10 protein-coding genes and 1 pseudogene are annotated in these 10807 nt (G+C 60.5%); 7 read left to right on the top strand and 4 right to left on the bottom strand.

The genetic code is table 11. The annotated features are described in order from the left end of the window. From JHD64_RS19950 to JHD64_RS19935, 4 genes are all read right to left on the bottom strand, one after another. A partial coding sequence (locus JHD64_RS19950) for an ABC transporter permease subunit (protein WP_199055264.1) occupies window positions 1–883 on the bottom strand: 883 nt, incomplete at its 3' end. Window positions 884–900: 17 nt separating this feature from the next. Continuing rightward, window positions 901–1929, bottom strand: a complete 1029-nt coding sequence (locus JHD64_RS19945; RefSeq protein ID WP_059286365.1) for an ABC transporter permease subunit — start codon at window positions 1927–1929, stop codon at window positions 901–903. A 439-nt stretch (window positions 1930–2368) separates the two neighbouring features. Beyond that, on the bottom strand, window positions 2369–3967 hold the full coding sequence (locus JHD64_RS19940; RefSeq protein WP_199055262.1) for an ABC transporter substrate-binding protein: 1599 nt from the start codon (window positions 3965–3967) through the stop codon (window positions 2369–2371). A 177-nt stretch (window positions 3968–4144) separates the two neighbouring features. After that, a complete protein-coding gene (locus tag JHD64_RS19935) occupies window positions 4145–5266 on the bottom strand; it encodes a beta-ketoacyl-ACP synthase III (RefSeq protein ID WP_199055260.1) in 1122 nt (373 codons plus the stop codon). Between the two features lie 326 nt (window positions 5267–5592). Here JHD64_RS19935 and iscR point away from each other — a divergent pair, with 326 nt between their 5' ends. The 7 genes and pseudogenes from iscR to JHD64_RS19900 form a co-directional block, all read left to right on the top strand. Further along, window positions 5593–6087, top strand: coding sequence for a Fe-S cluster assembly transcriptional regulator IscR (iscR, locus tag JHD64_RS19930; protein ID WP_059286362.1), 495 nt, complete (start codon window positions 5593–5595; stop codon window positions 6085–6087). A 27-nt stretch (window positions 6088–6114) separates the two neighbouring features. Then, complete coding sequence (locus JHD64_RS19925; RefSeq protein ID WP_059286361.1) at window positions 6115–7332, top strand: IscS subfamily cysteine desulfurase; 1218 nt, start codon at window positions 6115–6117, stop codon at window positions 7330–7332. Between the two features lie 64 nt (window positions 7333–7396). Beyond that, window positions 7397–7780, top strand: coding sequence for a Fe-S cluster assembly scaffold IscU (gene iscU / locus JHD64_RS19920; protein WP_059286360.1), 384 nt, complete (start codon window positions 7397–7399; stop codon window positions 7778–7780). Between the two features lie 10 nt (window positions 7781–7790). Beyond that, entirely contained in the window at window positions 7791–8114 is a 324-nt protein-coding gene (gene iscA, locus JHD64_RS19915; RefSeq protein WP_103524974.1) for an iron-sulfur cluster assembly protein IscA, read from the top strand. An 85-nt stretch (window positions 8115–8199) separates the two neighbouring features. Then, complete coding sequence (gene hscB, locus JHD64_RS19910; protein ID WP_199055258.1) at window positions 8200–8733, top strand: Fe-S protein assembly co-chaperone HscB; 534 nt, start codon at window positions 8200–8202, stop codon at window positions 8731–8733. Window positions 8734–8792: 59 nt separating this feature from the next. Further along, the gene (gene hscA / locus JHD64_RS19905) at window positions 8793–10652 is read left to right on the top strand and encodes a Fe-S protein assembly chaperone HscA (RefSeq protein WP_199055256.1); all 1860 of its coding nucleotides are present in this window, start codon (window positions 8793–8795) and stop codon (window positions 10650–10652) included. Window positions 10653–10661: 9 nt separating this feature from the next. After that, window positions 10662–10807 (top strand): annotated as a pseudogene (locus tag JHD64_RS19900) (ISC system 2Fe-2S type ferredoxin); the annotation flags it as partial.

The following is a 10807-nucleotide window of genomic DNA, read 5'->3' as shown; positions in this document are numbered from 1 at the left end:
GGCCGTCACCCATCAGGTTGATGGCCAATACCGACAGCAAAATGGTCAGGCCCGGCAGCGACACCACCCACCAGGCGCGTTCGATGTAATCACGGGCCGAGGCCAGCATGGTGCCCCACTCCGGCGTAGGCGGTTGCACGCCCAGACCCAGAAAGCCCAGGGCGGCGATTTCCAGAATGGCGGAGGAGAAGCTCATGGTGGCATGCACGATCAAGGGCGCCATGCAGTTGGGCAGCACGGTGTTGAACATCAGGCGGAACAGCCCGGCACCCGACACGCGCGAGGCGGTGACGTAATCACGGTTCAACTCGGTCATGGCGGAGGCACGGGTCAGCCGCACATAGGCCGGCAGGGACACCGTGGCAATGGCGATCATGGCATTCATCAGGCCAGGTCCCAGAATGGCCATGATGGCCACCGCCAGCAGCAGCGAGGGCAGCGCCATCATGATGTCCATCACGCGCATGATCACCCCACCCAATACCTTGGGGAAGAAAGCGGCCAGCAGGCCCAGCACCACGCCGGGAATCAGCGCCAGCAGCACCGAGCACAGACCGATGAACAGCGACAGGCGGGCACCGTAGATCAGGCGCGACAGGATGTCGCGACCCAGTTCGTCGGTGCCCAGCAGGAAGGCCGTGGAACCGCCATCCAGCCAGGCCGGCGGCGTCAGCAGATGGTCACGGTACTGTTCGATGGGACTGTACGGTGCCACGACAGGGGCCAGGATGGCGCAGAGCAGCACAATGCTCATGAAGATCAGCCCGGCCACCGCGCCCTTGTTATAGGAAAAGCCCTGCCAGAACTCCTTGAATGGCGAAGGGTAGCTCAGCGCGGCATCTTCGGCGGCCGACGCGACAGTAGTGGTGTTTGCATTAGTCATGACGATACCTGCAAGCGTTATTTGGCGTGACGGATACGCGGATTGGCGACACCGTACAGAATATCCACGATGAAATTGGTGACGATCACCAGCGTGGCCACGATCAGGATGCCGTTTTGCACCACCGGGTAATCGCGGCGGCTGATGGCATCGATCAGCCATTTGCCGATACCGGGCCAGGAGAAGATGGTTTCGGTCAGCACCGCGCCGCCCATCAGCGTACCCACTTGCAGGCCGATTACCGTCAGCACCGGAATCAGCGCATTGCGCAGGGTGTGCACAAAGATCACCCGCGCCGGCGACAGGCCCTTGGCCCGTGCGGTACGCACATAGTCTTCGCGCAGCACTTCCAGCATGGAGGAGCGGGTCATCCGCGCGATCACCGCCAGCGGAATGGTGCCCAGCACGATGGCCGGCAGGATCAGATGCATCAGCGCATCCTTGAAGGCCCCGGCATTGGCGGCCGGATCGGCTGCTTCGGCCAGCCAGGTGTCGATCAGCATGAAGCCGGTACGCGGGGTGATGTCATAGGCCAGGTCCAGCCGGCCGGAAACCGGGGTCCAGCCCAGCTTGACCGAGAAAAACATGATGAGGATCAGGCCCCACCAGAAAATCGGCATGGAAAAACCGGTCAGCGAAATGCCCATCACGCCATGGTCGAAGATGGAACCGCGCTTGATGGCGGCAATCACCCCGGCCAGCAGGCCGCACACCACGGCAAAAACCATGGCGGCCAGCGCCAGCTCCAGCGTGGCGGGGAACAAGGTCTTGAACTCGCCCCAGACGCTGCTCTTGGTCACCAGCGACTCACCCAGATTGCCATGCAGCAGATTGCTGATGTAATCGACGTATTGCGCATACAGCGGTTTGTCCAGGCCAAGACGGTGCATGGCATCCGCATGCATCTGCGGGTCCAGCGTGCGTTCACCCACCATGACTTCCACCGGGTCGCCGGGAATCATGCGGATCAGGCCGAAAGTCAGCAGGGTAATGCCGAAAAAGGTGGGGACCAGCAGCCCCAGCCTCCGAAAGATGAAAGACAACATACGTACTTCTCCCGTGAATCCACACTGCCTGGCAGCATGGCAGATGGACACCGTTAATTCAGACCCAAAGCGTGGATTGGATGACGGTACCGGTAACAGGGAGGAAGGCGGGACAGCAAAAGGAGGCACAACGAGGGTGTCGGGCAGAAGACGCCAGCTGAACCACCCACCTATATCAGCCACGTCTTCGCCACGACGGAGTGAACGATATCACCCGGCGCTGGCCATGCCTTTGATACAGGTCAAGCCTGCGACCATGGCACGGCACACCAGGCGGTGCGTCCTGCTCCTCGTCCTGCTTCCGGCTGGCCTTCCCCATCCGTGCTGCCGGCAACTGCGCGTCCTTCTCTAATGGAAGGATAGGGCAGTGTTACATGCAAAACATCGGGGGCTTGCGCCCCCGATGTTCAACACCTCCCCGTGGGGAAGCATGCAGGTATTACTTCAGGCTGACGCCGTAGAAGGAGTTCAGGCCGAACGGGCTGACCTTGAAGCCAACCACCGACTTGGACATCGGCTGCACCACGGTGGAGTGGGCCACGGTGGTATAAGGCAGCTGCTGCTTGAAGATTTCCTGTGCCTTCATGTACAGCTTGGTGCGCTCGGCCACATTGGTGGTGCGCTTGGCTTTTTGCAGCAGGTCTTCAAACGGCTTGTAGCACCACTTGGCAAAGTTGTTGCCGTTCATGGCTTCGCAACCCAGCTGGGTGCCCAGCCAGTTGTCCGGATCGCCATTGTCGCCAGTCCAGCCGATCAGCATGGCATCGTGTTCGCCCGCCTTGGCGCGCTTGATGTACTCACCCCATTCGTAGGTGGTGATCTTGGCCTTGACGCCGATCTTGGCCCAGTCAGCCTGGACCATTTCGGCCATCAGCTTGGCATTGGGGTTGTACGGACGCTGTACCGGCATCGCCCACAGGGTGATGTCAAAGCCGTTCGGGTAGCCGGCCTTGGCCAGCAGCGCCTTGGCTTTGTCCACGCTGTACGGCGCGTCTTTCAGGCTCTTGTTATACGACCACTGGGTCGGCGGCATCGGGTTGGTGGCTGCCTGGCCAGCACCCTGGTATACGGCGTCGATGATGGCTTTCTTGTTGACAGCCATGTCCAGTGCCTGACGCACTTCCAGCTTGTCCAGCGGCTTGTGCTTGACGTTATAGGCCAGGTAGCCCAGGTTGAAGCCGGCCTGGGAAATCACGTTCAGCTTGCTGTCGGCCTTCATGGCGGCGATGTCGGTCGGACGCGGGAAAGCGGTAATCTGGCATTCGCCAGCCTTCAGCTTCTGGAAACGGACCGAGGGGTCGGTGGTAATGGCAAATACCAGATTGTCGACTTTAGGACCGTCAACCTTGTCCCAGTACTGCTTGTTGGCAGCAAAACGGATCTGGGCGTCTTTCTGATAGCGCTTGAAGATGAAAGGACCCGTACCTACCGGCTGCTGGTTCAGCAGTTGCGGCGTACCGGCTTTCAGCAGCTTGTCGGCGTATTCGGCCGACTGGATGGAGGCAAAACTCATCGCCAGATTCTGCAGGAAGGCAGCATCGATGCTCTTCAGGGTGAACTTGACGGTATTGGCATCCAGCTTTTCGACCTTGGTGATGTTTTCATCCATGCCCATATCGGTGAAATACGGGAATTCGGTCGGGTAGGCTTTGCGGAAAGCGTTGTTCTTATTGAGCATGCGGTCGAAGGTGAACACCACGTCATCCGCATTGAAGTCACGCGTCGGCTTGAAGTAATCAGTAGTCTGAATCTTCACGCCCTTGCGCAGATGGAAGGTATAGGACAGGCCGTCGGCCGCCACATCCCATTTTTCGGCCAGTGCCGGCACCACCTTGGTGCCGCCGCGCTGGAATTGCACCAGTCGGTTGAACACGGTTTCGGCAGCGGCATCGAAGTCGGTACCTGTGGTGTACTGACCCGGGTCGAAACCGGCCGGGCTACCTTCCGAGCAATATACGAGCGTACCAGCAGCTTGCGCGGCCATCGAGGCCGAGGCGATCAGGCCGGCGGCCAGCAGCATTTTTTTTGCAGCTTGCATGTGTTCTTTCCTTTTCCTTTGTACAGACTTCGTGTTTTTTATCGATCGTCCGATCTCTTTAAGCGCCTTTTGGGCTGCTTTGGTCGGATACATTATGCAGAGAGGGGCAGTTTGACAAGCACCCCACCCCTGTTTTCGGTCATTTATTGCGCGTGCACAGCAGTTGTCAGGCAAAAACTAGCACTTTTTAACCACAACACTGCCGACTGAATACCCAGCACCAAACGAGGAAATGACACCAACATCACCGCTTTGCAGAGCGTCACGGCACAGATGGAAAGCAATGATCGAGCCTGCCGAGCTGGTATTGGCGTAGCGGTCCAGAATCACCGGTGCTTCCTGTTCGGTGGCATCGCGCCCCAGCACGCGGCGGGCAATCAGCTGATTCATCGCCAGATTGGCCTGATGCAGCCAGAAGCAGCTGACCTGCTGCGGCTGGATGTCCAGGCTTTCCAGATGCTGCACGATGTGCTCGCCCACCATGGGGCACACTTCCTTGAACACCTTGCGACCCTGCTGCACAAACAGTTTGTCGACCTGGCTGATGCCCTGCTCGTCACAGCGATTGAGGAAGCCGAAGTTGTTGCGGATATTGTTGGAAAACACCGTGGCCAGGCGGGTCCCCAGAATCTCGAACTGCTCGGCCGCGGAGGCAGACTCGGCCGCTTCCAGCACAATGGCGGTGCAGGCATCGCCAAAAATGAAATGACTGTCGCGGTCGCGGAAATTGAGATGGGCCGAGCAGATTTCCGGGCTGATCACCAGCACCGCGCGCGCCTGGCCGCTCTGGATGGCATTCACCGCGGTCTGGATACCAAAGGTGGCGGAAGAACACGCCACATTCATATCGAAGGCATAACCCTGCACCCCCAGCGCCTGCTGGATTTCAATGGACACCGCCGGATAGGGGCGCTGCATATTGGAGCAGGCCACCAGCACCATGTCGACATCAGCGGCGGTCTTGCCCGCCTGCGCCAGCGCCGCCGTGGCCGCTGCCACGCCCATTTCGGCCTGGATGGACAGCTCGTCGTTGCTGCGCTCCGGCAGGTAGGGCGTCATCCGCGCCGGATCCAGCACCCCTTCCTTGTTCATCAGATAGCGCTGCTTGATGCCGGAAGCCTTCTCGATGAATTCGGCACTGGACTCGGCCAGCGCCGCCAGGCTGCCCGCGGCGATTTCTGCGGCATGCTGCTGGTTGTAGGCGGCAACATAGTGATTGAAAGCCACAACCAGCTCTTCGTTGCTGACGGCATGCGGCGGGGTAAATAGGCCGGTACCGCTGATGACCACTTTCTTCATATTCCCTGTCTCTCTGACAAAGACGCCGCCAGCCATCCGTGCCGCCATCACCACGACCCGCGGCAGACAACGGCACACAACAGGCAGCATCTGTGATTGCACCCATGTAAACGGGCGTTTGCTCGAATGATACACCAAGCCCAGCACAGCCTGTAATTAATGCCCCCGGCCGTTTATAAACCTAGTAAAATGCTCAACTTTGCTGCACTTGCGTCGCAGGTCGGGATGCTTTGCAACAACCATGCACGCATGGATGAATTTATAGTTGACCAAAATAGTCGGGAATTGGGTATAATAAGCCCAACCACCCACCGGAGTTTAAGATCATGCGTCTCACCACCAAAGGCCGCTTTGCGGTAACCGCCATGCTGGACCTTGCCATGCGCGAAGCCAATGGCCCGGTGACACTGGCCGGCATCAGCGAACGCCAGAGCATTTCCCTTTCCTACCTGGAACAACTGTTTGGCAAACTGCGCCGTTCCGAACTGGTAGACAGCGTACGCGGCCCTGGCGGCGGCTACACCCTGGCCCGCGTTCCGGCCGATATCTCGGTTGCCGACATCATCGCCGCCGTGGACGAGCCGGTTGACGCCACCCAGTGCGGCGGCCGCGAAAACTGTCACGACAATCACCGCTGCATGACCCACGACTTGTGGACCAACCTGAACGCCACCATTTTCGACTACCTGGCCAAGGTCACCCTGGGCAGCCTGGTTGAAAAGCAGCGCGCCAAGGAAGCAGCCGCCAAAGATAGCAATGTAATGCAGGACAAGCGCGAAAGCAGCCCCCGTGTGGCCGCCTCCGCCTCCAGCGCTCTGTAAGCGCACCGCATACCCGGAGAATTGATAATGAGTCAGCTCAAGCTTCCCATCTACCTCGACTACTCGGCCACTACCCCGGTCGATCCCCGTGTTGCCGCCAAGATGATTCCCTATCTGACCGAGCAGTTCGGCAACCCGGCGTCGCGCAGCCACAGCTTTGGCTGGACGGCAGAAGAGGCGGTAGAGAATGCGCGGGCAGAAGTGGCCAAGCTCCTGAATGCCGACCCCAAGGAAATCGTCTGGACCTCCGGTGCCACCGAGTCCGACAACCTGGCCATCAAGGGCGCCGCCCAGTTCTACAAGAGCCGCGGCAAGCACATCATCACCGTCAAGACCGAACACAAGGCGGTGCTGGATACCTGTCGCGAGCTGGAACGCCAGGGCTTTGAAGTCACCTATCTGGGCGTGCAGGAAAACGGCCTGATCGACATCGAGGAATTCAAGGCGGCCATCCGTCCGGACACCATTCTGGTGTCGGTGATGTACGTCAACAATGAAATCGGCGTGATCCAGGACATTCCGCAGATTGGCGAAATCTGCCGTGAAAAAGGCATCATCTTCCATGTCGACGCCACCCAGGCGCCGGGCAAGGTCAAGATGGACATGAATGTGCTGAAGGTGGACCTGATGAGCCTGTCGGCCCACAAGGCCTACGGCCCCAAGGGCATCGGTGCCCTGTATGTGCGCCGCAAGCCGCGCGTGCGCCTGGAAGCCCAGATGCACGGCGGTGGCCATGAGCGCGGTTTCCGCTCCGGCACCCTGCCTACTCACCAGATCGTCGGCATGGGCGAGGCTTTCCGCCTGGCCCGCGAAGAGATGGACAGCGAGAGCGAACGCATCCGCATGCTGCGCGACCGCCTGTGGAACGGCATCAAGGACATGGAAGAGGTGTACATCAACGGCGACATCGACCAGCGTGTACCGCACAACCTCAATGTCAGCTTCAACTTCGTCGAGGGCGAAAGCCTGATCATGGCGATCAAGGACCTGGCCGTTTCCAGCGGCTCGGCCTGTACCTCGGCCTCGCTGGAGCCGTCCTACGTGCTGCGTGCCCTGGGCCGCAACGATGAAATGGCCCACAGCTCCATCCGTTTCACCCTGGGCCGCTTCACCACCGAAGAAGAAATCGACTTCGCCATTGCGCTTTTGAAAGATAAAATCGGCAAGCTGCGCGAACTGTCCCCGCTGTGGGAGATGTTCAAGGAAGGCGTAGACCTGAATTCGGTACAGTGGGCCGCACACTGAACATTCAATGATTTGCGGGGTGGGCCAGCCGGTATGGCCGGCCCCGCCAGCAGGAGAGAGAACCATGGCATACAGCGACAAGTTGATGGATCACTACGAGAACCCGCGTAATGTGGGTTCCTTCGAAAAGGGCGATGACAGCGTGGGCACCGGCATGGTGGGCGCACCGGCCTGTGGCGACGTGATGAAGCTGCAGATCAAGGTCAACGCCGACGGCGTGATCGAAGACGCCAAATTCAAGACCTACGGCTGTGGCTCGGCCATTGCCTCGTCGTCCCTGGTCACCGAATGGGTCAAGGGCAAGTCGCTGGATGAAGCCATGGCCATCAAGAACACCGCCATCGCCGAAGAACTGGCCTTGCCGCCGGTAAAGATTCACTGCTCCATCCTGGCCGAAGACGCCATCAAGGCCGCAGTGAGCGACTACAAGCAAAAGCACGGCAAGTAAGGAGCACGACATGGCTATCACTCTGTCCGCCAGCGCGGCCAACCACGTCAGCCAGTTTCTGGCCAAGCGCGGCAAGGGCCTGGGCATCCGTCTGGGGGTGAAAACCTCCGGCTGCTCCGGCATGGCCTACAAGCTGGAGTTCGTCGACTCGGCCATCGAGGACGACATCACCTTCGAGAGCCATGGCGTCACCGTATTCACCGATGCCAAGAGCCTGGCCTATCTGGACGGCACTGAACTGGACTACACCAAGGAAGGGCTGAACGAAGGTTTCAAGTTCAACAACCCCAACGTGAAAAACGAATGTGGTTGTGGCGAAAGCTTCAACGTCTGATTGCGCCCCTTCGCGCCACACTGTCGTGGATGGCCGCCGCTGGCGGCCATCTGCCAGTCAACCAGCAGTTTCCCAGCCCAAGGCCATGACCACCGAATTCTCCCGGGATTTCTTTCAGCTGTTCGGCCTGTCGCGCCGTTTCGCGCTGGATAGCCAGCAACTCGAACAATCCTGGCGTGCCGCCGCCGCCGCCGTCCATCCCGACCGTTACGCCAGCAGCCCGGATGCGGAAAAGCGCATGGCGCTGATGCAGGCCACCCAGGTCAATGAAGCCTATCAGACCCTGAAAAGCCCGCTGCGCCGCGCCCGTTACCTGCTGTCGCTGCAAGGGGTGGATACCCAGGAAGAAACCAATACCAGCATGCCGCTGGACTTCCTGATGGCGCAGATGGAATGGCGCGAAAGCATAGAAGAAGCCCGCGACAACAGTGATGTCGACGCACTGGAAGTCCTGTCCTCTCGCCTGCGCAGCGACAAGCGCGCACTGGAAGCCGAACTGGGCGAGGCGCTGGACCACGCAGCAGACTTGGACGCCGCAGCGGTCATGGTGCGAAAATTGCGCTTTCTGGAAAAACTCGATCAGGAAATCGGCGACGCCATCGAAACCCTGCTTGGCTAAGCCGTCATCACTGGCACCGCTGATGTTTCTGCTCACGCGACAACAATAAAGAATCCGTCATGGCTCTACTACAAATCGCCGAACCCGGCCTGTCCGCCGCCCCGCACCAGCACCGCCTGGCGGTGGGGATTGATCTTGGCACCACCAACTCGCTGGTGGCCACGGTAAGAAGTGGCTCCGCCACGGTACTGGCCGACGCATTCGGCCGTAGCCTGCTGCCTTCGGTGGTCCGCTATCAGGAGGGGGGCCGCGTGACGGTGGGCCACGATGCCCAGCGCGAACAGAACCATGACCCGCACAACACCATCACCTCGGTAAAGCGGTTCATGGGGCGTGGCCTGTCCGACATCAAGGACGCCGGCAGCCTGCCCTACCGCTTTGTCGACGCACCCGGCATGGTGCAGCTGCATACCGCTGCCGGGGTGAAAAGCCCGGTGGAAGTCTCGGCCGACATTCTGCGCGCCCTGACCCAGCGTGCCGAAGCGGCCCTGGGCGGCGAACTGACCGGGGCGGTGATCACCGTACCGGCCTATTTTGACGACGCCCAGCGCCAGGCCACCAAGGATGCCGCGCGCCTGGCCGGCCTCACCGTCTTGCGCCTGCTGAACGAACCGACCGCCGCCGCCATTGCCTATGGCCTGGATAACGGTGCCGAAGGCACTTATGTGGTGTACGACCTGGGCGGTGGCACCTTTGACATCTCCATCCTCAAGCTCACCCGTGGCGTGTTCGAAGTGCTGTCCACCAGCGGCGACTCCGCGCTGGGCGGCGACGACTTCGACCACCGCGTGTATTGCTGGATTCTGGAACAAGCCGACCTGCACGGCCTGTCCGCCCAGGACACCCGGCTGTTGCTGACCCGCGCCCGCGAAGCCAAAGAGGCACTCACCGAACACAGCGACACCCGCATCACCGCCATCCTGTCCGATGGCCATGCCATCGACCTGACACTGGACCAGGACACCTTCCGCCAGATCACCAAGACCCTGGTCGACAAGACCCTGCTGCCGGTGCGCAAGGCGCTGCGCGATGCCGACATCAGCGCCGAGGACGTCAAGGGCGTGGTGATGGTGGGCGGTGCCACCCGCATGCCGCATATCCAGAAAGCCGTGGCCGATTTCTTCGGCCAGCCGCCGCTGACCAATCTGGACCCGGACAAGGTAGTGGCGCTGGGCGCCGCCATCCAGGCCAATGTGCTGGCCGGCAACAAGGGCGAGGACGAATGGCTGCTGCTGGACGTGATTCCGCTGTCGCTGGGCATCGAAACCATGGGCGGCCTGACGGAAAAGATCATCCCGCGCAACAGCACCATTCCGGTGGCGCGTGCGCAGGAATTCACCACCTTCAAGGATGGCCAGACCGCCATGTCCATCCATGTGCTGCAAGGTGAGCGCGAACTGGTGGCCGACTGCCGCAGCCTGGCGCAATTCGTGTTGCGCGGCATTCCGCCCATGGTGGCCGGTGCCGCCCGCATCCGCATCACCTTCCAGGTGGATGCCGACGGCCTGCTGGCGGTCTCCGCCCGCGAAATGACCAGTGGCGTGGAAGCCAGCATCGAGGTCAAACCCTCCTATGGCCTGTCCGATGACGCCATCAGCCAGATGCTGAGCGACTCGCTGGCCCATGTACAGGACGACATCGAAGCGCGCAAACTGCGCGAAGCCATTGTCGATGCCGACAGCCTGCGCGATGCCACGCTGGCTGCGCTGCGCATCGATGGCGACCTGCTCACTGCCGAAGAAACCAGCGCCATCCAGCAGGTGTTGCAGCAACTGGAACAAGCCATTTCCAGCCAGACCACCCTGCAGGTCAACCAGGCCACCCATCGCCTGAACAAGGCCACCGAAGACTTTGCCGCCCGCCGCATGGATCGCAACATCCAGCGCGCACTCAAGGGCCAGAAAATTTCCGAGCTATAAGGACCCTCCATGCCACGCCTGATTGTGCTGCCCCACGCCGACCTCTGCCCCGAAGGCGCAGTGATCGACAACGCCGAAACCGGCAAAAACATCTGCGAGGTGTTGCTGGAACACGATATTGAAATCGAACATGCCTGCGAGCTGTCCTGTGCCTG

Source organism: Aquitalea sp. ASV15 (assembly GCF_016429115.1).
Lineage (GTDB): Bacteria > Pseudomonadota > Gammaproteobacteria > Burkholderiales > Chromobacteriaceae > Aquitalea > Aquitalea magnusonii.
Note: the sequence above shows the minus strand (reverse complement) of the source record. Positions and strands in the feature narration are given on the sequence as shown.

What these genes read in the sequence shown, in the direction of transcription:
- JHD64_RS19945 (WP_059286365.1), bottom strand. Translation starts at nt 1,929, where the DNA reads ATGTTGTCTTTCATCTTTCGGAGGCTGGGGCTGCTGGTCCCCACCTTT.
- JHD64_RS19940 (WP_199055262.1), bottom strand. Translation starts at nt 3,967, where the DNA reads ATGCAAGCTGCAAAAAAAATGCTGCTGGCCGCCGGCCTGATCGCCTCG.
- JHD64_RS19935 (WP_199055260.1), bottom strand. Translation starts at nt 5,266, where the DNA reads ATGAAGAAAGTGGTCATCAGCGGTACCGGCCTATTTACCCCGCCGCAT.
- iscR (WP_059286362.1), top strand. Translation starts at nt 5,593, where the DNA reads ATGCGTCTCACCACCAAAGGCCGCTTTGCGGTAACCGCCATGCTGGAC.
- JHD64_RS19925 (WP_059286361.1), top strand. Translation starts at nt 6,115, where the DNA reads ATGAGTCAGCTCAAGCTTCCCATCTACCTCGACTACTCGGCCACTACC.
- iscU (WP_059286360.1), top strand. Translation starts at nt 7,397, where the DNA reads ATGGCATACAGCGACAAGTTGATGGATCACTACGAGAACCCGCGTAAT.
- iscA (WP_103524974.1), top strand. Translation starts at nt 7,791, where the DNA reads ATGGCTATCACTCTGTCCGCCAGCGCGGCCAACCACGTCAGCCAGTTT.
- hscB (WP_199055258.1), top strand. Translation starts at nt 8,200, where the DNA reads ATGACCACCGAATTCTCCCGGGATTTCTTTCAGCTGTTCGGCCTGTCG.
- hscA (WP_199055256.1), top strand. Translation starts at nt 8,793, where the DNA reads ATGGCTCTACTACAAATCGCCGAACCCGGCCTGTCCGCCGCCCCGCAC.